Below are 21,163 nucleotides of genomic sequence, written 5' to 3' on the forward strand. Positions count from 1 at the left end.
TTTTTATGGTCTTGGAGCATAAGTTGCTTGTTGACTAGGTAAATACGTAATTTCCTCTGGAAATTCTACGTAATCTAAGTAAATCATTAGTAGTAAATAGCGTTTTCCTGATTGTGGTTCACTAATAACGATATGGTCACGGCCAGCCGCTTCAATAATACCTGTATAAGATTGTGTACCAAGGGAACTGCCACGTTCATAAGTCATTACAACCGTAGCTTGCTTACCTTTGTTTAAGCGAAGGATATTTTCAATATAGGATTGCTCTAGAGGTAACATGCCTTGAGAAATTGCATATTGAGCTTGTGCAGCTTGAGCTGATTGTTGTTGCATTGCTTGCTGTTGTTGTTGAGTCATTTGTTGCGGTTGTACATAAGTTCCAGATGGTTGATAAAAACCTGTTCCATAGTACGGATTTTGTTGCTGTGCCATTCAAAAATCCCTCCTCATTTTCATCTCTTAATATACGCTAGGACAGTCTTCGCCAGATGGTTGGAAGAAGCAGTGTTTTTTGAAGCGACCAGAGTTTTGTTGGTTATACCAAGTTGGCGGACATGCACCCTCAGGTCTAAAGAACCATAAGGCAAAATTGGCAGGCCAAAAACGTTGCCCTTGAATGGTCCGTCTCGCCAGGGCAATATCTTGTTCACGTGCCCGTTGATAAAAATATCCTTTTTGCGTTGCTTCAAAACCGCCGGGGTTTTGATAAACCATTTGACGTAAATTACGAATGCTTTTAAAGTCTAAACAATTTCCGCGGACACGATTTACCCCAACGTTTCCGACCATTAACATTCCTTGTTGCCCTTCTCCTTCGGCTTCAGCACGCATCAGTCTAGCTAACAACTTTACATCTGCTTCGTTATAAGCAATAACGCCCATTATGTGTCACCTCTCTTTTTGTAATACCTTTTGGAAAGAGGTTTATCTCTAGATGAAGTGTGTAACAATTACTAGTTCATACGTATGAGGAAAAGGACTCAGATATGACAACCAAACGAAGTTTTACATTGAGAGTGGAAAATAAAAAAGCTAGCGTGAGCCAGCTTTTTTATTAAAAAACTTTAGACCATAAGTTTGAGAAGAAATCACCAATAGAGCGCATTGTTAACACAAACCAATTTGCTTTTTCAACTTCCTCTGTCGTTTTTGCAGTAACTTTCATACTTTTACTACCGTCTAAGAAACCATATTTATCAGTTGATTCTAAAGTAATTGAGCCTACTTTGGCATCTTTCTTAGTAGGAGCAACTAAATGTCCATCTTCAGCAAGAGATTTATCTAATTCAGTCCCAATTTTATAAGGCTCTTTGCTACCTTTTTTCGCAATTACTGTTATTTCTTTTTCGGGTGCAACAGTTACTTGGTCTTCTTTCCCTTTTACTACAGAGATTGTATTGTTCTTATTAACTTTTAGTTTTTGTTTTTCAAAGTTATTAAATCCATATTCGATTAATTCACGAGATTCTGTGAAACGTTCATCCATTGATTTTGTTTTAATAATAACTGAGATAAGACGTACATCACCACGTTTAGCAGTAATAGTAAATCCGTATCCAGCTGTATCAGAACTTCCGGTTTTTAAACCATCAGTACCTTCATAAGCGAAAGCAGCTCCTGGTAACATCCAATTCCAGTTTTCCATACGAATTGGTTTTGGATGATTGTCTGGGAAGTTTCTAAATCTTTGTTTTGTATCCTCTAGCATTTCTGGATACTTTGTAATCATTGCTTTTGAAAGCATACCCATATCACGAGCTGACATAGAGTTTTCTGCATTTAGATCAGTTCCCTCAGGATGTTTTCCTTTTAAGTCAGCGTTATTTAAGCCAGTAGCGTTTACAAATTTATATTTCTTTAATCCTAGCTTTTTAGCATGTTCATTTGCAAGATTTAAGAAGTTTTTCTCACTTCCTGCAAGAAGTTCTGCTAAAGCGATACTAGATCCATTTGCAGAGAATATAACAATAGAATGATATAATTCTTTTACAGTATATTGACGTCCTTTTTCGAACGGTACATTAGAGAATTCATTATTACGAGAGACTTCATAAGCGTAATCAGAAATATTTACTTTCGTATCCCATGTGATTTTTCCTTCTTTAATTGCTTCTAAAACAGCATAAACAACAATTAATTTTGACATACTAGCAATAGCTAGCAATTCATCTGGATTTTGCTCGTGAAGTATTTTTCCTGTATCTGCATCAAATAAAAGTGCAGCCGCCGCCTCAATATGTATTTTTTCTTCCGCATGGGATGTTGTTACTCTTAAGGAAGAAATTGACAATACAAGCAATAGTAAAATAGACAAGATTTTTTTCATATAGATTATCACCTTCGCATCGTTATTTAGCATATAGCTCGTATCATTTTAGCATATCTTTACATATAAAAAGGTTACAATTTTACAATAAATTTGAAAAAATGTCGGTTTTTCTTCAAAAGTGCAGAAAAAAGGAGATTTTTGAGGATAAATATAGAGAAGAATAAAAAAAGGAACGAAATTCGTTCCTTTTCACCATTTATATGTGTAAAAATTTCTCTACTTTTTCGTCTGGTAAAATGTTTCCAACGAAGAATGTTCCAAATTCACCATAACGAGCACTTACTTCATCGAAGCGCATTTCATATATAAGTTTTTTAAATTGAAGAACATCGTCAGCGAATAATGTTACGCCCCATTCGAAATCGTCGAATCCAACAGATCCTGAAATCACTTGGCGTACTTTACCTGCATATTGACGACCAATTTTACTATGACTGTACATCATTTTTTTACGCTCTTCCATAGGAAGCATGTACCAGTTGTCATCACCTTGGCGACGCTTATCCATTGGATAGAAGCAAATATGATTTGCTTTCGGCAATTCAGGATATAAGCGAGCTAAAATTTGTGGGTTTTGGTATGGATCCTCATCAGCTGGAAGATAGTTGCTTAATTCAACAACAGATACGTAAGAATATGCAGGAACCATATATTCAGCTAAAGTTGTTTTATTCAATTCTGTCTCAATTTCATTTAACTCTTCCATTGTTGGACGTAAAATCATAAGCATAATATCAGCTTTTTGGCCAACAACTGTATACATTGCGTGACTACCTTTTTTCGCAGTAGCTACTTCGTTCCATTTTTCAACGACATTTAAAAATTCAGACACTGCTTGTCCGCGTTCGTCGCTAGATAATGTTTTCCATGCAGCCCAATCAATAGAACGTAAATCATGTAAACAATACCAGCCATCTAACGTTGTTGTTGCTTCACTCATTCTATTCACCTCAGTTAATGATAGTTTTACACGTTAACTATAGCATATATAGTTTTAAAATCATCTATATAAAACCTTGGCGCATAAAATTGTCACATTTAAGTGTTTAAGCAAGTTGAATTTAACGGCTGAATTTTATGAAAATATAATCATTTTTATTTTATCTATTTTTTGGGAGCTATAAGTTTAAAATATAGAAGAAAAGCAGTATTCTTAAAGATAGAGTATTTTTAACATATGTAGGAGGGTTTATTCGTGAGCAACTTATTTACAACAGTAAAAGAAAAAGTTCAAGGAAAAGGCATTTCTATCGTACTTCCTGAAGGAACTGATGAAAGAATTTTAGGCGCTGCAGAGCGTTTAGCAAAAGAAGAGTTAGTAAAACCAATCTTAGTTGGTAATAAGGAAGAAATTAGCGCAAAAGCTGCTAGCATGAATTTAACATTAGCAGGCGTTGATATTTACGACCCAGCTACATACGAAGAAATGGATGCAATGGTAGCATCTTTCGTTGAACGCCGTAAAGGTAAAGCAACTGAAGAAGACGCTCGCAAAATCCTTAAAGACGAAAACTACTTCGGTACAATGCTTGTATACATGGGAAAAGCACACGGTTTAGTAAGTGGTGCAGCTCACTCTACAGCTGATACAGTTCGTCCAGCACTTCAAATTATTAAAACAAAACCAGGCGTTACAAAAACTTCTGGCGTATTCATTATGGTACGTGAAGAAGAGAAATATGTATTCGCTGATTGCGCAATTAACATTGCACCAAACAGCCAAGATTTAGCTGAAATCGGTATCGAAAGTGCGAAAACTGCTGAGTTATTCGGCATTGATCCACGCGTTGCTATGTTAAGCTTCTCTACAAAAGGTTCTGCGAAATCTCCAGAAACAGAAAAAGTTGTAGAAGCAACTCGCATTGCAAAAGAAATGGCTCCTGAGTTAACTTTAGATGGAGAATTCCAATTCGATGCTGCATTCGTACCATCTGTAGCTGAGAAAAAAGCTCCAGGTTCTACAATTAAAGGTGATGCTAACGTATTCGTATTCCCAAGCTTAGAAGCTGGTAATATCGGCTACAAAATCGCTCAACGTTTAGGTAACTTCGAAGCAGTAGGACCAATCTTACAAGGCTTAAACATGCCTGTAAATGACCTATCTCGTGGATGTAACGAAGAAGAAGTGTACAAGTTAGCTTTAATTACAGCAGCTCAAGCACTTTAATTCTATAATGAATTGAAATAAAGACCGTCGCTATTATAGCGACGGTCTTTATTTTTCTAAGCCAAGTGCTTTATTATTACGATCAATAATACGTTGTAAATTCGTCTCATATAAAGGAATCTCATCTATTGTTAATTGAGATGGAGTTAACTTTGGAGCGAATTGCTGCAATGTTTTTAAAAGACGCATCATTAAATCTTGTACTGTAATGGTTTCGTCAAGTAATTCTGAGAGTGAGGCCATCGTACTTGGTACAATTTCAGGGTACGTAAAGCGTGTTTCTTCCCCTTGAATTGCTAGGTTGTAGAAATCACGAACGAGTGCGGCACGCTCAGAGCCACTTCCTGTAGCACAAAGATAAATTTGGACAGCGACACCGCCGCGAATACGACGTTGTGAAATACCAGCGAATTTTTGATCGCGAATACTTAAATCATAACTACCAGGACAGTAAGAGCCGACAATTTCTTTTGCTTCGATAGTAACGTCGTAATCCTTTAACATCTCCTTAATCAAATGCCACATCGTATCGTATCCAAGATCAATATCGATACCTTTTTCTGTTTCTTGGAATAAAAGTGATACGTTTAAAACACCTTCATCAAGCACGACTGCAAGCCCGCCAGAATTACGAACAATAACATTGAAGTTGTTTTGTTTTAAAAAAGAAATACCTTCTTCTAAATGCGGAAGGCGTGAATCTTGAATACCAAGGACAATTGTATTGTGATGAACCCAAGAACGCATTGTTGCGGCTGACTTGCCATTTCCAATGCTTGTGCATAATGTGTCATCCATTGCGAATGACTGAAGTGCATGGAATGTTGGTCCCAAACTAGATTGATCTACAATGCGCCACTCTGGCTGAGATAAAATGGAACGGGAATTGCTCATATAACTAACCCCTTATCTTTAAAATGACAATCTCTATTATAGCAAAAAATGAAGAATGGAGTTTTCTCACATATAAAGGGGAGCTTAGAGGTGAAATAATAAAAAGGATGCATTACATGCATCCTTTTTATTCTGCAATTTTTTCTAAATTACCGTTTCGGTCCATTCGGAAAGATGTTTGAGAACGTTCTTCATCATCCATGACTGCCAATTTACGAGCTCGGTTCATAATGTTCATAAGTGTTTCGTAATCTTCTTGTACAGTATGAGATTGCTTTTCTAATTTTTCTAGTTTCTTTTCTAGTTCCTCATTCCTAAGAATTTGTGCTTTAATTTCTTGTTTCAATCTCGTATTCTCGTTTTCAAGAGCTGTCACTTTTATATTTGAAGATCCGACTGTTTGTAAAAAATAAATAACATCTTGCATTGTCATAGAGCTTCTTGCAGCAGTAGATTCTTGATATGGAATAGCTTCTTTATATTGTACGATTGAATCTTCTTGTACTAACTCTTCATAATTAGTTATCGAATCTGAAACTGGTGGTGTATAAAGTAAACGTTTTTTCGCTTGTTCACCGCTTGCAGCACGCATTTTATCTTTACGATGTTTTTTTGCTAGTTGAAGAGCTTGTTCATAGCTATAGCGAACGACAGCATTCCAGCGGAAACCACAAGCAGCAGATGTACGATTTAACTGATCCCCTACTTCCTCAAATGCATTTAATTGTGTACTTCCTTCTCTAACATGACGAAGTACCGTTTCAGCCAGTAATAAATCATCCTCATCTGTCCAAGCATCTTGTCTTACTTTCATAGATTCAACTCCCTTTCTTTTTATGAACTTCCTATTTTTATAATGGGCAAAAAAATAAACTTTTATACAAAGCTTTTAAAAATATGGTAGATTTCGATGAAAGGTAAAAATTTTCCCATGAATGGTGAGCGCTTCTGTAGGAGAGCATATAAATATGTAGCATTATGTAGAGAATAGGCTTTGTAGGGAAACTTGCAACGAGCTTCAAAGAGCGGTAAAATACCATTTAGTGTTTATTTTTAAATGTACTTGAGAAAAGTTTAAAATAGAGGAAGTGTTATGTAATGGGAAACGAGTTTCGCGTGTGCGATGACTGTCAGGCAACGAACGTTAAAACGTTAGTTCCGAAGTTAAAAAAAGTAGATTCATGTGCAACGATTGAAGTTGGATGTCAGTCTTACTGTGGTCCTGGTCGTAAAAAATCATTCGCATTTGTAAATAACCGTCCAGTTGCGGCTCCAACAGAAGATGAGTTAATCGTAAAAATTGAAGCAAAGTTAAATAAGTAAGAAAAAGAAGAGTGAAAAGATTACTCTTCTTTTTTTATGCCCATAAGAGGAATGGTTTATTCTGCAAAAGTAATCTTGTGTGTACGAACGTTTTCTAAAGGATGGACATAATTTTTGTATTAAAATTCCAATTTATATAAATTTATATTTCAAAATAATGGTTGACAGTCTTTTAAAGCGATAGGTAGAATAGAAGTGTCTGATTCTGAGAATCATTATCAGGAAAATAACAATTCACCTAATTTTTTTATTACTATTTGAGAATAAATTTCATTTTAATAAATATATGTTGTTGGTTAGGATGGTTGAGGGATGGAAGCGAGTGCAAGCAGTATAGAACAGCAAGAAGAGAATGTTAAAGAGATTAAGAGCAGACCGCTCATCGCTTCTATTATTTTAGTAGCGGGTACAATTTTGTTAGCTTTAAGCATGGCAGTTTCTATTTCTTTTGGGGCTGCAGATATTAGTTTAAAGACTGTATGGCAAGCTGTATTTCAGTTTGATGGATCTATTACACATCATAACGTAATTCAAGAGCTTCGCATGCCTAGAGCAATAGGGGGCGTAGTAGCAGGTGCCTTTTTAGCGGTATCAGGAGCAATTATGCAAGGTATGACGCGAAATCCACTTGCTTCACCATCATTAATGGGGATTACAGATGGGGCTGTATTTGGAATTGCAATTATGTATGCATTTTTCCCTAATTCACCTTATTTAATGTTTGTAATCGCATCTTTTATTGGAGCTGCGTTTGGTGCAAGCATTGTATATGGAATTGGGTCTTCTTCACCAGGTGGATTAACACCTGTGAAATTAGCTTTAGCAGGTGCAGCTATTAGTGCTTTATTAGGGGCAATTTCATCTGGAATCGCATTGTATTTCAATCTTGCCCAAGAGGTGAGCATGTGGAATGCAGGCGGAGTTGCTGGAGTGAAATGGCAAAGTATTAATATGTTAGTACCAATTGGCCTTGTTTGTCTTTTTATCGCAATTATGATGTCGAGATATATTACAATTTTGAGCTTCGGTGAAGAAATTGCAATTGGACTTGGTCAAAATACGACATTGATTAAATTTATCGGAACAGTACTTGTTCTTGTTTTAACGGGTTCTGCAGTTTCCATGGCAGGATCAGTTGGATTTGTCGGTCTTGTAATCCCGCATATGACTCGTTTCCTCGTAGGCTCGGACTATAGATGGGTTATTCCATGTTCTGCGGTCTTAGGCGGGCTGTTAATTGAATGTGCAGATATGTTATCTCGCGTTATTAACCCACCATTTGAAACGCCAATTGGAGCAATTACAGCGCTAATTGGGGTTCCATTCTTCCTCTACTTAGCACGTAATGAAGGGAGAGGAAAGATGTGAGGATGAGTGTCTTAACAAAAAAGAACATTTCTATATTAACGATTTTAGTAGGACTAATCATTTCTATATTTCTTATTAGTTTAAATACAGGAACTTTTAAAATCCCGCCAATGGACGTATTAAAGTCATTGGTTGGACTAGGGGCTGAAGATCAGTCTGTTATTTTATTTGAATTCCGTATGCCGCGTATGGTAATTGCTATACTAGTCGGATCTGCCTTAGCTATGTCAGGTGCGATTTTGCAAGGTTTATCGCGAAATCCGCTTGCTGATCCAGGTATTATAGGTATTAATGCTGGAGCGGGATTAACAGTTGTTATATTCGTCTACTTCTTCTTCGGGAAAGTAGGGACTGGTACATTTTTATCTGTATTCATTCTTCCATTCTTCGCACTAGTTGGAGCGATATTAGCAGCGGTAATTATTTATTTACTAGCATGGAAAGATGGCGTTTCATCGACTCGATTAATACTTGTCGGTATTGCCGTTGCAGCTGGATTTGGAGCTGTTAGTTTAATTTTCTCTATGAAGATGACATCTAACGATTTTCGTTTTGCTACGATTTGGCTAGCGGGAAGTCTGTGGGGTACAGATTGGAAATTTGTATTAAGTGTACTTCCATGGATGGTTATTTTCTTACCGCTTGCTATAAGTAAAGCACACATATTAAATGTAATGAACCTAGGCGATTCTACAGCAGTTGGCCTTGGTGTAAACGTAGAAAAAGAAAGACGTAAATTATTATTTATTGCAGTTTGTTTAGCAGGTGCATCTGTTGCTGTTGCCGGCGGAATTGGCTTTATCGGTTTAATGGCCCCGCATTTAGCAAGGCGCCTTGTTGGTGGTAAACATCAAATTATGTTGCCCACAGCTGCGCTAATAGGAACGTTTTTACTTTTATTCGCAGACGTAATTTCAAGAAGTGTACTAACAACTTCAGAAATACCAGTCGGTCTTGTTATTTCTGTAATTGGTGCACCGTATTTCATTTATTTACTTATGAGGACAAAATAAAGGGAGGCTTTTCGTATGGCAACTTTAGCGGTGGATGCGGTATCTGTTGGCTATAATGAAGGTTTAATTATTGATGGATTAACAGTTGAAATTCCGGAAGGCAAAATTACAACAATTATTGGACCAAATGGTTGTGGGAAGTCCACATTATTAAAAACGGCGTCTCGTATTTTGAAGGCAAAGCAAGGTACTGTTTATCTTGACGGAAAAGCAATTGAGAAACAGCCAACGAAAGAAATTGCAAAGAAAATGGCGATTTTACCACAAACTGCAGAAGTGCCAACGGGTCTTACTGTATTTGAGCTTGTGTCATATGGAAGATTCCCTCATCAAAAAGGGTTTGGCACGCTGAAAGAAGAGGATTATCGCTACATTAACTGGGCACTTGAAGTGACAGGAATGAAAGAATTTGCGAATCGTCCAGCAGAAGCGCTATCAGGTGGTCAACGTCAACGTGTGTGGATCGCAATGGCTCTTGCACAAGGGACAGAATTACTCGTATTAGATGAACCGACAACGTACTTAGATATGGCCCATCAATTAGAAGTATTAAACTTATTGAAAAAGTTAAATGAAGAAGAAGGTAGAACGATTGTTATGGTTATCCATGACTTAAACCACGCTTCTCGTTTCTCAGATCATATGATTGCATTAAAAGCAGGTAAGTTAATGAAACAAGGAACGCCAGATGAAGTTATGACAAGTGAAACACTTCGTAACGTATTTGAGATTGAAGCTCAAATCGTTCCATGCCCAGTAAACTGTAAGCCAATTTGTTTAACATATGATTTAGCGATGATTAGTAATCAATTGCGTAAAAAAGCATAAGTAGAACCCCCCTCGTGAAGAGGGGGACTTCTAATGGACGTTGAGCTTCTTATATAAGAATGGGAAGTTGAACGCCCGTTAGAATGGGTTATTAACAACAATTAATAAACATATATTGATTAATTGTTATCTTTGTTTCTTATAGTTCATTGTAACTTATAAGATAAATACAGCTAGAAGGAGTGGGAACATGAAGAATTTTAAAATGGCACTATTAGCAATGGTACTAGCTGTGACTTCTGTACTATTTGCAGCTTGTTCTAACAAAGAAGAAGAAAAGAAAGCAGATGCAAAGACTGAAGAGCGCACTGTAAAACATGCAAAAGGGGAAATTAAAATTCCTGCAAACCCAAAGAAAATTGCTGACCTTAGTGGTTCAACAGAAGAATTATTAATTTTCGGTATGAAACCGGTTATTACTGCTAATACATCTCAAGAAAAAATTGATGCACATATTGAAAAGAAACTAAAAGATGTTAAACCAGTTGGTTCTGCTTGGGGCGATAAAATTAACATCGAAGCAGTAGCTGCTGCAAAACCAGATTTAATTCTTGTAAATAATCGTCAAGAAAAGATTTATGACCAATTATCTAAAATTGCACCAACAGTTATGTTAAACACTCCATTAGATCAATGGCGTCCAAAATTCGAAGAAGTAGGTCAAATCTTCGGTAAAGAAAAAGAAACAAAAGAATGGTTCAAAAAGTATGATGAAAAAGCAAGCAAATTACATGACAAAATCGTCGCTAAAACTGGTGAAGCAACATTTATGAAAATGGCTGCATATCCAAATGCTTTCCGCGTATATGGTGATTACGGTTACGGTAGCGTAATCTTTAATGATTTAAAACTACCAGCAGTTAAAGGTACACCAACTGATAAACCGTTAGTACAGGTACAAAAAGAAGCTTTAATCGATTACAACCCAGATTACTTATTCGTATTTACAACTGGTGACGGTTCTCAGCGCTTAAAAGAATTCCAAGAAGAATCAATTTGGAAAAACATGAACGCTGTTAAAAATAACCACGTATTTACAATTAAAAATGAAGACTTAAACAAAGGTTACTTCCCACTAGGGAAAGATATGATCTTAGACGAAGTTGCTGAATTCGTTTTAGGTAAATAATGTATAAAGGAAATCACTTTTACTTCGGTAAAGGTGATTTTTTCTTTTTATAAAGGGAATTAATATAGTCTTTCATTTCTTTCTGTTTCTCATTTCGTTTATAATATAAAGTAAGAATGTAGTAAAGAAAGGGGGATGTCGGAAAGTGGTATATTTAAACGACAAACTCAGCGAAACAAAAGTGTTTAAAGACCCAGTACATAAATATGTGCACGTGCGTGATCGTGTTATTTGGGATTTAATCGGAACGAAAGAATTTCAACGCTTGCGCCGTATTAAGCAGCTTGGAACGACATTTTTTACATTTCACGGTGCAGAGCATAGTCGCTTTACTCATTCGTTAGGTGTATACGAAATTATTCGTCGTATGATTGATGATGTGTTTGATGGCAGACCAAATTGGAATGCTGAAGATAGATTGTTATGTTTATGTGCGGCATTACTTCATGATGTCGGCCACGGCCCATTTTCTCACTCGTTTGAAAAAGTATTTTCATTAGATCATGAGAAATTTACGCAAAAGATTATCGTTGGCAATACGGAGATTAATGATGTATTAAGTCGTGTTGATAAGGAGTTTCCACAAAAGGTAGCAGATGTAATTGCAAAAACGTCTACTAATAAATTAGCGATTAGTATGATTTCGAGCCAAATTGATGCGGATCGTATGGATTATTTATTAAGAGATGCTTATTTTACAGGCGTAAAGTACGGAAACTTCGATATGGAACGTATACTGCGTGTAATGCGTCCGTATGGGAATCAAGTAGTCATTAAAAATAGTGGTATGCATGCTGTTGAGCATTACATTATGAGTCGTTATCAAATGTATTGGCAAGTATATTTCCACCCGGTAACGCGAAGTGCAGAAGTTATTTTAACGAAGATTTTACACCGTGCGAAATCACTGCACGAGAAGTATTATACATTTAAAAATCATCCTGTTCATTTCTATTCTTTATTTGAAGAAGAAGTAACAGTAGAGGATTATTTAAAGTTAGACGAGAACGTTATGTATTACTACTTCCAAGTATGGCAGGAAGAAGAAGATCCAATTTTAAGCGATTTATGCCGCCGTTTTATGAATCGAAATCTATTTAAATATGTAGAGTTTACAGATAAACACGGTTTAGATAATTGGATGGAATTAAGTAGTTTATTTAAAAAGATTGGACTTGATCCGGAGTATTATTTAGTAGTTGATTCAACATCAGACTTACCGTATGACTTTTATCGTGCAGGAGAAGAAGAAGAGCGTCTACCAATCCTACTTCTTATGCCAAACGGAGAGCTTAGAGAGCTTTCACGTGAGTCGGATATTGTTGAGGCGATTACAGGTAAGAAAAGAACGGATCAAAAGCTATTCTATCCACATGATTTAATCTATGAAGATGGAAGAAAAGGAAAATATAAAGAGAGAATTATTGAGTTGTTAGAAGGAAAGAAATAAGAAGCAGCTAATGGCTGCTTCTTATGAAAAAACTTGAAATTATTTGTCGCTTAAGCGTTTTCCGCCAACTGCATAATGGTTTTTAGACATTTCTTCGATGAAAACAACGATGTTTTCTTCAGGAGCACCAGTTGTTTCGCTTACTGCTGCTGTTACTTTCTCAGCAAGAGCTTTCTTTTGTTCTTCTGTGCGTCCTTCTAGCATTTTCACTGTTACGTATGGCATGTACAATCGCTCCTTTTATGTAAGTTACACTCTTATTATAGCGGATTATGGGGAAGAACAATCGAAAAAACAAATAATTTCTTTTTTTGACATATGGAAGAGGAGATGAAGCATGGATCAGTTATTTAGATACCCGTTGCACCAAATTCCTTTGGTAGCAATGGCCATTATTATCGCATTATCAGTTCATGAATTTGCACATGCATATGTAGCATATAAATTTGGAGACGATACAGCAAAGAGACAAGGCCGTTTAACGTTATCACCGATGGCACACTTAGATCCTATAGGTTTGATTGCAGTATTAATTCTTGGATTCGGTTGGGCAAGACCGGTTCCTGTTAACCCATATAACTTTAAAAGACCGCGTCTTGCAGGTATATTAGTTTCAATTGCAGGGCCGATTAGTAACTTAATTTTAAGCGCAATTGGTTTAATTATTTGGTATAGCTTATTAAAATTTGGTGTATTATACTCAATTCCATCTGCAGTGGCAGATACGTTAGCTCAATTTTTCCAGATTTTTATTATGCTGAATATCGTTTTACTTGTATTTAACTTATTACCGATCCCACCACTTGATGGGTATCGCGTAGTGGAAGATTTAGCACCAGCAAATATTCGCGCGAAAATGACACAGTATGAGAAATACGGGGCAATTGCGTTATTAATTCTCGTTATTACACCGCTTAGTAATTACACAATTCAACCTATTTTTCAGGTAGTTATTCCGCATGTATTTGTATTTTTAGATAGCATCATTGCGCCTATTTTTGGCCTTTTATAATTTTTAAGTGAGGAGGATTTTACATATGACAGAGAAAAAGAAAAAAATCGGTTTTAATATCGTGAAAAATGATTCAACAGATGGACATGGTGGATTTGGTGTTGGAGCATTAAGCTTAGAAAACATTTCACCTGTATTTGTTGATGTACTAGAGAAGACTGCATTCGTTGATATCGGTGCGATGCATGCGCGTAGTACAGTAGAAAAAGGTATTAAGTTTTTAACAAATAAAGATGAGGTTCCAAACGGAAAACCGTTTTGGCTTGTTTGGGTAACGATTGAAAGAACTGCAACGGGTGCGTATTACGCAGGTGTAACAGCTTGTGAAATGACAGTTGACCGTGAGATTCGCCGCGGATATAAATCACTTCCAGAGCACGTAAATAAAATGGATAAATCATTGAAGCGTCACATTATGGTTGACCATATGGACGAGTCATCTAAAAAGGTACTTGGTATGTTCTTAAAAGAACATAATGAAGCGATTTGGAACGAATCTAGTGAAGAATTGCGCCGTGCATTATTAAGTGAATAAAAAATAGCTGACGGGTGCCCGTCAGCTATTTTTTTTACCAAGGAAGATATTTTTTCCACCAACTTGTTTTTTTCTTTTCTTCAGTCGTTTTTTCAAATTCTTCTTTATCATCGACGTGATCCATACAATATTCAGTCGGTTCGGTACCTTTAGCGAAATACATTTTCACAGAAATAGGACAATTTTTTGTAGCAATTTTACCGTTCTCTGGATTGATATTAACCGCTACGACGTCACTTGGTTGTTTAAATTCTTTTTTAGGCTGTCCATCTAAGCCCTTCTCCATCGTATCAGTCCATATTTTCTTCGCATACCCTTGTTCTGCTACGTTTGAAATAGATTTAGGTTGATCGTATCCGACCCATACACCTGTTACGATTTGCGGAGTAAATCCGATCATCCAACTATCCGTTTCAGTAGAACCAGATTTGCCGGCATATGTTCTTGATAGTTTGGATAACATCGATTGACCAGTTACAGCAGCATAGCTGCTTAGTTTCTTATTAAACATACCAGTCATCATTTCTTCCATTACAAACGCTTTGCTCTTGTCGAGAACTTGTTTACTCTCTAAATGAGCATCGTATAATATATTTCCTTCATGATCCATAATGCGGCGAATGAAAGTAGGTTTTACTTCTTTTCCACCGTTTGCGAACATGCTATAAGCGTTAACCATTTCAATTGGTTTTACTGGTGATGTACCGAGAGCTAGAGAAGGCACATCTTTTAATGCACTTGTAATTCCAAACTGTTTCGCTGTTTTTGCAAGCGCGTCATCGCCTAAAAACAAATTTGTTTTCACAGCATAAATGTTATCAGAGACTGCGAGAGCTTGTGCCATCGTTACGAAATCATCTGCATAATAATCTTTATAGTTCTTCGGTTTATACTTTGAAACGCCGTCACCTAAGGTGAATACAGTATATTCGCTTTTTAAGCGTGTAGCAGGCGTGAATCCTCGTTCTAATGCCGCATAATATAGAAATGGCTTAAATGTAGAACCAGGCTGACGAATGGCTTGTGTAGCCCTGTTAAATTGACTCGTAGTATAATCAGTTCCACCAACAAGAGCAGCCACTTCACCTGTCTTTGGATTCATAGAGACGAGAGCAGTTTGTATGTTTGTTGTGTCAGGTATGTGATCTTTTACAGCTTGTTCTGCTACAGCTTGTAGTTTAGGGTCTAGCGTTGTATAAATTCGCAAGCCACCCCGTTGTAAAGCTTGTTCGTCTAATCCAACATCACGAAGGAGCGAAGCTTGTACAGCATCTTGGAAATATGGTGCGACCTCTGCTACTTTTTTCGTATCTAATGAGGCAAAAGTTAGTGGCTCTTTCTTCGCTAAGGCTGCTTGTTGCTTCGTAATATATCCTTGCTTTACCATTTCATCTAATATGAGAGCTTGTCGTCCTTTCGCACGATCCTCTTTCAAAAAGGGAGAATAGACACTTGGCCCTTTCGGGATACCTGCGAGCATACTAGCTTCTGCTAATGTTAACTCTTTTGCCGCTTTATCGAAATATAGACGGGACGCAGCTTCGATGCCATAAGCGCCATGTCCGTAATAAATTGTATTTAAATATCCTTCTAAAATATGATTTTTATTATAATTCACCTCAAGGCGAATTGTGTACATTGCTTCTAATAGTTTACGTTTCCACGTTTTATCATGATCTAAGTAAAGGTTACGAGCATACTGTTGTGTAATCGTACTAGCACCTTGGACTTTTGCCATCGCTTTTAAATCGGCAACAATGGCACCAGCAATACGTTTCATATCAAAGCCATGATGTTTGTAGAATCGTTGATCTTCAATAGATAGTGTCGCCTCTTTTACATAAGATGAAATTTCATTAAGAGATACATTGTAACGTTTTTGCATTTCATTACTTTGTCCTATAACAGTGTCATCATTTGCGTAAAAGACGCTTGTTTGCGGGACCGCAACAGGAGGAGGTCCCATAATTTTTGCAACTATAATAATAACAAAAAAAGAAAAAACGAAGAAAAGGACGCAAGAAAACATTGCGGTGAAGAAAAGACGTTTATATTTTTTAAGTTTTGGATTCATAGTTTGATCCATCTTTTTTCAGCCCCTCATTAATACAAGCGTTATTGTATTAGTATTGAGGGTTTTCGTTTATTTTAAACAATGAAATTTCGAAAATAAAAAAGCCCCTTCCATTAAGAAAGGAGCTCAAAGGCACGTGCTGGCCAATCGGTAATGATGACATCTACACCATAATCAATCATAGTTTGTAAATCTTTGTATTCATTAATTGTATATGGACGGAAAACATACCCTTGCTCTTGTGCTAACTGCACAAATTCTTTCGTTAATAACTGGAAGTTTGGATGTAATCCATTTGCTTCTCTATGTTTTGCTTCGGCAATTGGATCAGCAAGTGGTGTATCATATAAAATTGCTCTTGGGATTTCAGGAGCAATTTCTGCTAATAATGAAACAGAGTCATGGTTAAATGATGAAAATACAATTTGATTAGAAAGATGATATTCACGCACAAGTGCGACAGCTTTTTCCTCAATGTTTGGGTAATGAATAACATCTGTCTTTAATTCAATATTTAGTTGTAAGTTCGTTGTGGAAAGCCAAATGAAAACCTCGCGCAATGTTGGGATTTTTGCTTCATGGAAAGAAGGGTCTTTATAGCTACCAGCGTCCAATGATTGTAGTTCCTCCACCGTTTTTTCCGAAACAAGTCCAACGCCATTTGTTGTGCGATCGACGGTTTCATCGTGAATTACGACAAGTTCACCATCTTTTGATAAGTGGACATCGAGTTCAATTCCGTGAGCGCCAATGCGTTCTGCTTCTTGGAAGGCAATCATCGTATTTTCGGGATGTGTTCCTTTTACTCCGCGATGAGCGAAAATAAGTGGTTTAATCATGTGAAATTCTCCTTATTATCTCATTTCTTTCATTATGGAACTGCTTTAGGGAAAATACAATTGAATATGACAAACATTTACAAAAGTCTAACAGTTGCAGAAAAGTTAACGTTAACGTAAAATGTAATAATCAAGTGAAGGGAGGAATAAACATGTATAAAATTGATGAAGTAACAAAGCAAGTCGGTTTAACAAAACGTACACTTCGTTATTATGAGGAAATTGGTTTAATTCATCCCCCAGAACGTAGTGAGGGAAATATTCGTCTGTATACTGATGAGGATATTGCCAGAATTAAAAGAATTGTAGAAGCGAAAGAAGTGCTAGGAATCACACTTCAAGAAATGCAGCATTTCTTATCACTAAAAGAAAGAATGGAGCAAAGGAGAAATAGCGAGAACCCTCGTGATCGTGAAGTGATTCAAGAAATTAAAGATATGCTTGAAAAACAAGTGCAAACGTTAGACGAAAAAATGGAGCAAATGCAACGTGTAAAGGCAGAACTCGAAGATAGTTTACATCGTGCAGTAACATTTTTAGAGAGCACAAAAGGAGAGTAATCAAAATGGAGAGCAAACAAAAACTAGGGAGATTGATTACAGTGGTGGCTACCTTCCTTGCCTTTTCGGGTATAGGAGTAGTCGACCCAATTTTGCCAATTATTGCAGAGAAAATTGGTGCAACACATTGGCAAGTTGAAATGTTATTTACCGCTTATATTTTAACGATGGCAATCATGATGTTACCAGCTGGTATATTTGCATCGAGATTTGGTGATAAACGGATGATGACAATCGGTCTTGCGATTGTGACTGTATTTGCGTTTATATGTGGTATATCGCAAACGATTGCTCAATTATCTCTTTTCCGCGCTGGATGGGGATTAGGAAATGCGATGTTTTTTGCTACAGCAATGACGCTGTTAATAGCATTAAGTAAAGAAGTTCATGAAGCAGTAGGATTATACGAAGCAGCTATCGGTTTAGGCATGGCTGGCGGACCATTATTAGGCGGGATATTAGGTGGTCATTCTTGGCGTTATCCGTTTTTCGCGACGAGTATTTTAATTTTCTTAGCATTTATTTTAGTATTCTTTTTTGTAAAAGAACCAGAGCGAAAAGTGAAGCGTAAGGCTGCTGGCGTAGGGGAATTACTTAACCTGGTGAAGTATAAACCATTTATGCAAGGTGCCATTTCAGGGATGCTATACTACTACGGATTTTTTGTCGTGTTAGCATATTCACCACTTATTATGCATTTATCAGCTATTCAATTAGGTTTTGTATTTTGCGGATGGGGACTCGCGTTAGCTTACGGTTCTGCAATTTTAGCACATAAGCTAGAAGGGAAATATGAACCAAAAACATTATTGAAGGGTAGTTTACTCGTATTTGCGATTTTCTTAATTGTACTATTCTTTGTGAAAATTATGTGGTTACAAATTACTCTTATCGTTTTATCAGGATTGGCATCTGGTTTAAACAATGCATTATATACAAGTTATGTAATGGATATTTCACCTTATGAAAGATCTGTTACGTCAGGTGTTTATAACTTCGTTCGTTGGCTAGGGGGCGCAATTGCTCCGATTTTATCAGGAGTTATCGGTCATACTGTTTCACCACAAAGTCCGTTTTTAGTAGGTGGAATTGTGGTATTAGTTGGTTGTATTATGATCCTAATTCCAATTCGTAAACCAGTAGAAATAGAGACAAAAGCCCTTTCTTAAGAAAGGGTTTTCTTTCCTTTTACGGTGCAAACCCTTTCTGCACATATGTTAGAACCCTCTGACTAAAATATATTTTCGGTATTTTTGTACTTTTAACTATACATTTTGGATGTTTTGTTTTATTTTTGTTAGGGGACATTAATGATGTCCCTATTATAAATTTGCATTGAAAGGCGTGATTGTACGATGGAACTATGGTTCACTGAAAAACAAACAAAACATTTTGGGATTACGGCGCGTATTAACCGCACATTACATACGGAGCAAACAGAATTCCAAAAACTTGATATGGTTGAAACGGAAGAGTTCGGAAACATGCTTATTTTAGATGGCATGGTTATGACGACAGAAAAAGATGAGTTCGTTTACCATGAAATGGTAGCGCACGTACCTTTATTTACACATCCAAACCCTGAAAACGTATTAGTTGTTGGTGGCGGTGATGGCGGTGTTATTCGTGAAGTGTTAAAACACCCAAGCGTAAAGAAAGCAACTCTTGTTGAAATCGATGGAAAAGTAATTGAGTACTCTAAACAATACTTACCATCAATTGCAGGTGCATTAGATAATGAGCGTGTAGAAGTGAAAGTAGGAGACGGTTTCCTACATATCGCAGAAAGCGAAAATGAATATGACGTAATTATGGTAGATTCTACTGAGCCAGTAGGACCAGCAGTAAACCTATTTACAAAAGGCTTCTATGCTGGAATTTCAAAAGCGTTAAAAGAAGATGGTATTTTCGTTGCTCAAACGGACAACCCTTGGTTTACACCAGAATTAATTACAACTGTGTTTAAAGATGTAAAAGAGATTTTCCCAATTACTCGTTTATACACAGCGAATATTCCAACTTATCCAAGTGGTCTTTGGACATTCACAATCGGATCTAAAAAACATGATCCATTAGAAGTAAGTGAAGAGCGTTTCCACGAAATCGAAACGAAATACTACACAAAAGAATTACACAATGCAGCATTCGCATTACCGAAATTTGTTGGCGATCTAATTAAGTAAGAGAATCGTATCGAACAAATAAAGTGTAAGTAGCTCATTTAAGGTGTTTGTCCAGAAGACTTGAACATGCTAGCTATTTACACTTCTGTAAAGAAAATTGTCTTCTTGTATGAAACAGAAGACCCGGTAAATCGAGAAAGAGGAGCAACTCGCTCCAAATTTGAGAAATAATGAAAGGTTGGGATACCTTAAGTTCCACATAAGGAGGAAAAGAATATGCGTTTTGATGAAGCTTATTCAGGTAAAGTATTTATTAAAAGTCATCCAAGTTTTGAAGAGTCAGAGGTAGTTATTTACGGGATGCCTATGGATTGGACAGTAAGTTACCGTCCAGGATCTCGCTTTGGCCCTGCACGTATTCGTGAAGTATCAATCGGTCTTGAAGAATATAGTCCGTATTTAGATCGTGAACTAGAAGAGGTAAAATATTTTGATGCGGGTGATATCCCATTACCATTCGGAAATGCACAACGCAGCTTAGACATGATTGAAGAATATGTATCAAAACTTTTAGATGCCGGTAAGTTTCCACTAGGTCTCGGCGGTGAGCACCTAGTGTCTTGGCCAATTTTTAAGGCAATGGCAAAAAAATATCCGGATTTAGTAATCATCCATATGGATGCTCATACTGATTTACGTGAATCGTATGAAGGGGAGCCTTTATCCCACTCTACACCTATTCGTAAAGTGTGTGATTTAATTGGTCCGGAAAACGTATATTCTTTCGGAATTCGTTCTGGAATGAAGGAAGAATTTGAATGGGCGAAAGAAGTAGGTATGAACTTATACAAGTTTGACGTATTAGAACCGTTAAAAGAAGTATTACCGAAACTTGCAGGACGCCCAGTCTATGTCACAATCGACATTGATGTATTAGACCCAGCTCACGCTCCAGGAACAGGAACGTTAGAAGCTGGCGGTATCACATCTAAAGAATTATTAGATTCCATCGTAGCAATTGCAAATTCAAATATAAATGTAGTTGGAGCAGACTTAGTAGAAGTAGCTCCAGTCTACGACCATAGTGATCAAACACCAGTCGCAGCAAGCAAATTCGTGCGGGAAATGCTGCTCGGTTGGGTGAAATAAAAGTGAAGCCGACTGTTTAGACCCGGTGGCTAAGGTTCTTTCCTGCAAAAGGTGCTTTTTACCTTTTGGCAGGGAAGGTTCTTAGACGCAATGGTCTAGGAGGCGTAACTGGATAGTAATAAAAGCGGAGGCAGCTCGCTCAGAATCGCAGGTCATTGGAACGCTCGATCGAGAAGCACTTTTGGCGCAGGCCGAGAGTGTGAAATGGCCAGAGATTCTAGCCGCTGCAGCTAGACAAAATAAAAGCCCTCTATATGATTGAAGTGCACCCCAATTGTTAGACACAGTCTAACAATTGGAGGTGCATTTTTTATGGCTAAATTTTCTTCAAAAGAAAAAATCCAAGCGGTGAAACGATATTTAGATGGTA

22 protein-coding genes are annotated in these 21,163 nt (G+C 37.0%); 13 read left to right on the top strand and 9 right to left on the bottom strand.

The genetic code is table 11. From position 1 onward, the window contains the following. Positions 1–3: 3 nt before the first annotated feature. From gerQ to hemQ, 4 genes are all read right to left on the bottom strand, one after another. Positions 4–432, bottom strand: a complete 429-nt coding sequence (gene gerQ, locus MR143_RS23325) for a spore coat protein GerQ (RefSeq protein WP_000068651.1) — start codon at positions 430–432, stop codon at positions 4–6. A gap of 27 nt (positions 433–459) precedes the next feature. Then, the gene (gene cwlJ / locus MR143_RS23330; RefSeq protein ID WP_000538154.1) at positions 460–882 is read right to left on the bottom strand and encodes a cell wall hydrolase CwlJ; all 423 of its coding nucleotides are present in this window, start codon (positions 880–882) and stop codon (positions 460–462) included. A 172-nt stretch (positions 883–1,054) separates the two neighbouring features. Continuing rightward, positions 1,055–2,326 (bottom strand): serine hydrolase, encoded by a 1,272-nt coding sequence (locus MR143_RS23335; protein ID WP_000722878.1) that lies wholly within the window; start codon positions 2,324–2,326, stop codon positions 1,055–1,057. Positions 2,327–2,525: 199 nt separating this feature from the next. Beyond that, positions 2,526–3,269, bottom strand: a complete 744-nt coding sequence (gene hemQ / locus MR143_RS23340; protein WP_001287595.1) for a hydrogen peroxide-dependent heme synthase — start codon at positions 3,267–3,269, stop codon at positions 2,526–2,528. 255 nt (positions 3,270–3,524) lie between these two features. On the opposite strand from hemQ, the gene pta reads away from it, so the two are divergent. After that, the gene (gene pta / locus MR143_RS23345; RefSeq protein WP_000067215.1) at positions 3,525–4,496 is read left to right on the top strand and encodes a phosphate acetyltransferase; all 972 of its coding nucleotides are present in this window, start codon (positions 3,525–3,527) and stop codon (positions 4,494–4,496) included. A 48-nt stretch (positions 4,497–4,544) separates the two neighbouring features. On the opposite strand, the gene lipL is transcribed toward pta, so the two are convergent. Beyond that, positions 4,545–5,390 carry an octanoyl-[GcvH]:protein N-octanoyltransferase gene (gene lipL, locus MR143_RS23350; RefSeq protein WP_000071947.1) on the bottom strand — a complete coding sequence of 282 codons (846 nt, stop codon included), beginning with the start codon at positions 5,388–5,390 and terminating at the stop codon, positions 4,545–4,547. Between the two features lie 127 nt (positions 5,391–5,517). Beyond that, positions 5,518–6,204, bottom strand: coding sequence for an RsfA family transcriptional regulator (locus MR143_RS23355; RefSeq protein ID WP_000868368.1), 687 nt, complete (start codon positions 6,202–6,204; stop codon positions 5,518–5,520). Between the two features lie 284 nt (positions 6,205–6,488). On the opposite strand from MR143_RS23355, the gene MR143_RS23360 reads away from it, so the two are divergent. The 6 genes from MR143_RS23360 (at position 6,489) to MR143_RS23385 (ending at position 12,501) form a co-directional block, all read left to right on the top strand. Continuing rightward, positions 6,489–6,713 carry a YuzB family protein gene (locus MR143_RS23360; protein WP_000526079.1) on the top strand — a complete coding sequence of 75 codons (225 nt, stop codon included), beginning with the start codon at positions 6,489–6,491 and terminating at the stop codon, positions 6,711–6,713. Between the two features lie 312 nt (positions 6,714–7,025). Then, the gene (locus MR143_RS23365) at positions 7,026–8,081 is read left to right on the top strand and encodes a FecCD family ABC transporter permease (RefSeq protein ID WP_000388294.1); all 1,056 of its coding nucleotides are present in this window, start codon (positions 7,026–7,028) and stop codon (positions 8,079–8,081) included. After that, a complete protein-coding gene (locus MR143_RS23370) occupies positions 8,078–9,094 on the top strand; it encodes a FecCD family ABC transporter permease (RefSeq protein WP_001242964.1) in 1,017 nt (338 codons plus the stop codon). Before MR143_RS23365 ends, MR143_RS23370 begins: the two co-directional genes overlap by 4 nt. A 15-nt stretch (positions 9,095–9,109) precedes the next feature. Next, positions 9,110–9,922 (top strand): ABC transporter ATP-binding protein, encoded by an 813-nt coding sequence (locus MR143_RS23375; protein ID WP_000212068.1) that lies wholly within the window; start codon positions 9,110–9,112, stop codon positions 9,920–9,922. A gap of 190 nt (positions 9,923–10,112) precedes the next feature. Continuing rightward, a complete protein-coding gene (locus MR143_RS23380) occupies positions 10,113–11,051 on the top strand; it encodes an ABC transporter substrate-binding protein (protein ID WP_000787716.1) in 939 nt (312 codons plus the stop codon). Between the two features lie 145 nt (positions 11,052–11,196). Further along, a complete protein-coding gene (locus MR143_RS23385; RefSeq protein WP_000262742.1) occupies positions 11,197–12,501 on the top strand; it encodes an HD domain-containing protein in 1,305 nt (434 codons plus the stop codon). Between the two features lie 39 nt (positions 12,502–12,540). Here the strand turns inward: MR143_RS23385 and MR143_RS23390 are convergent, their stop codons facing one another. Then, positions 12,541–12,726, bottom strand: coding sequence for a 2-hydroxymuconate tautomerase (locus tag MR143_RS23390; protein WP_001147171.1), 186 nt, complete (start codon positions 12,724–12,726; stop codon positions 12,541–12,543). 112 nt (positions 12,727–12,838) lie between these two features. Here MR143_RS23390 and MR143_RS23395 point away from each other — a divergent pair, with 112 nt between their 5' ends. Both MR143_RS23395 and MR143_RS23400 read left to right on the top strand, forming a co-directional pair. Then, positions 12,839–13,513 (top strand): site-2 protease family protein, encoded by a 675-nt coding sequence (locus tag MR143_RS23395; RefSeq protein ID WP_000372451.1) that lies wholly within the window; start codon positions 12,839–12,841, stop codon positions 13,511–13,513. Between the two features lie 25 nt (positions 13,514–13,538). Continuing rightward, a complete protein-coding gene (locus MR143_RS23400; protein ID WP_242280997.1) occupies positions 13,539–14,048 on the top strand; it encodes a YwhD family protein in 510 nt (169 codons plus the stop codon). Positions 14,049–14,082: 34 nt separating this feature from the next. Here the strand turns inward: MR143_RS23400 and MR143_RS23405 are convergent, their stop codons facing one another. Both MR143_RS23405 and MR143_RS23410 read right to left on the bottom strand, forming a co-directional pair. Continuing rightward, complete coding sequence (locus tag MR143_RS23405; RefSeq protein ID WP_000372970.1) at positions 14,083–16,134, bottom strand: transglycosylase domain-containing protein; 2,052 nt, start codon at positions 16,132–16,134, stop codon at positions 14,083–14,085. Positions 16,135–16,235: 101 nt separating this feature from the next. Further along, entirely contained in the window at positions 16,236–16,961 is a 726-nt protein-coding gene (locus tag MR143_RS23410) for a glycerophosphodiester phosphodiesterase (RefSeq protein WP_000595028.1), read from the bottom strand. A 152-nt stretch (positions 16,962–17,113) separates the two neighbouring features. Between MR143_RS23410 and MR143_RS23415 the strand changes: the two genes are divergently transcribed. From MR143_RS23415 to speB, 4 genes are all read left to right on the top strand, one after another. Continuing rightward, a complete protein-coding gene (locus tag MR143_RS23415) occupies positions 17,114–17,521 on the top strand; it encodes a MerR family transcriptional regulator (protein ID WP_000276560.1) in 408 nt (135 codons plus the stop codon). Positions 17,522–17,526: 5 nt separating this feature from the next. After that, on the top strand, positions 17,527–18,690 hold the full coding sequence (locus MR143_RS23420; RefSeq protein ID WP_199718066.1) for an MFS transporter: 1,164 nt from the start codon (positions 17,527–17,529) through the stop codon (positions 18,688–18,690). Between the two features lie 186 nt (positions 18,691–18,876). Beyond that, positions 18,877–19,704 (top strand): polyamine aminopropyltransferase, encoded by an 828-nt coding sequence (gene speE / locus MR143_RS23425; RefSeq protein WP_000424696.1) that lies wholly within the window; start codon positions 18,877–18,879, stop codon positions 19,702–19,704. Between the two features lie 216 nt (positions 19,705–19,920). Continuing rightward, positions 19,921–20,793 carry an agmatinase gene (gene speB, locus MR143_RS23430; protein ID WP_001209827.1) on the top strand — a complete coding sequence of 291 codons (873 nt, stop codon included), beginning with the start codon at positions 19,921–19,923 and terminating at the stop codon, positions 20,791–20,793. The last annotated feature ends 370 nt before the right edge of the window (positions 20,794–21,163 follow it).

It is taken from the genome of Bacillus cereus group sp. BfR-BA-01347 (genome assembly GCF_022663835.1).
Taxonomy (GTDB): Bacteria; Bacillota; Bacilli; order Bacillales; family Bacillaceae_G; genus Bacillus_A; species Bacillus_A thuringiensis_K.

Excerpts from the sequence above, each read along its gene's own strand:
- gerQ (WP_000068651.1), bottom strand. The coding sequence starts at position 432 with ATGGCACAGCAACAAAATCCGTACTATGGAACAGGTTTTTATCAACCA.
- cwlJ (WP_000538154.1), bottom strand. The coding sequence starts at position 882 with ATGGGCGTTATTGCTTATAACGAAGCAGATGTAAAGTTGTTAGCTAGA.
- MR143_RS23335 (WP_000722878.1), bottom strand. The coding sequence starts at position 2,326 with ATGAAAAAAATCTTGTCTATTTTACTATTGCTTGTATTGTCAATTTCT.
- hemQ (WP_001287595.1), bottom strand. The coding sequence starts at position 3,269 with ATGAGTGAAGCAACAACAACGTTAGATGGCTGGTATTGTTTACATGAT.
- lipL (WP_000071947.1), bottom strand. The coding sequence starts at position 5,390 with ATGAGCAATTCCCGTTCCATTTTATCTCAGCCAGAGTGGCGCATTGTA.
- MR143_RS23355 (WP_000868368.1), bottom strand. The coding sequence starts at position 6,204 with ATGAAAGTAAGACAAGATGCTTGGACAGATGAGGATGATTTATTACTG.
- MR143_RS23360 (WP_000526079.1), top strand. The coding sequence starts at position 6,489 with ATGGGAAACGAGTTTCGCGTGTGCGATGACTGTCAGGCAACGAACGTT.
- MR143_RS23365 (WP_000388294.1), top strand. The coding sequence starts at position 7,026 with ATGGAAGCGAGTGCAAGCAGTATAGAACAGCAAGAAGAGAATGTTAAA.
- MR143_RS23375 (WP_000212068.1), top strand. The coding sequence starts at position 9,110 with ATGGCAACTTTAGCGGTGGATGCGGTATCTGTTGGCTATAATGAAGGT.
- MR143_RS23380 (WP_000787716.1), top strand. The coding sequence starts at position 10,113 with ATGAAGAATTTTAAAATGGCACTATTAGCAATGGTACTAGCTGTGACT.
- MR143_RS23390 (WP_001147171.1), bottom strand. The coding sequence starts at position 12,726 with ATGCCATACGTAACAGTGAAAATGCTAGAAGGACGCACAGAAGAACAA.
- MR143_RS23395 (WP_000372451.1), top strand. The coding sequence starts at position 12,839 with ATGGATCAGTTATTTAGATACCCGTTGCACCAAATTCCTTTGGTAGCA.
- MR143_RS23400 (WP_242280997.1), top strand. The coding sequence starts at position 13,539 with ATGACAGAGAAAAAGAAAAAAATCGGTTTTAATATCGTGAAAAATGAT.
- MR143_RS23405 (WP_000372970.1), bottom strand. The coding sequence starts at position 16,134 with ATGGATCAAACTATGAATCCAAAACTTAAAAAATATAAACGTCTTTTC.
- MR143_RS23410 (WP_000595028.1), bottom strand. The coding sequence starts at position 16,961 with ATGATTAAACCACTTATTTTCGCTCATCGCGGAGTAAAAGGAACACAT.
- MR143_RS23415 (WP_000276560.1), top strand. The coding sequence starts at position 17,114 with ATGTATAAAATTGATGAAGTAACAAAGCAAGTCGGTTTAACAAAACGT.
- MR143_RS23420 (WP_199718066.1), top strand. The coding sequence starts at position 17,527 with ATGGAGAGCAAACAAAAACTAGGGAGATTGATTACAGTGGTGGCTACC.
- speE (WP_000424696.1), top strand. The coding sequence starts at position 18,877 with ATGGAACTATGGTTCACTGAAAAACAAACAAAACATTTTGGGATTACG.
- speB (WP_001209827.1), top strand. The coding sequence starts at position 19,921 with ATGCGTTTTGATGAAGCTTATTCAGGTAAAGTATTTATTAAAAGTCAT.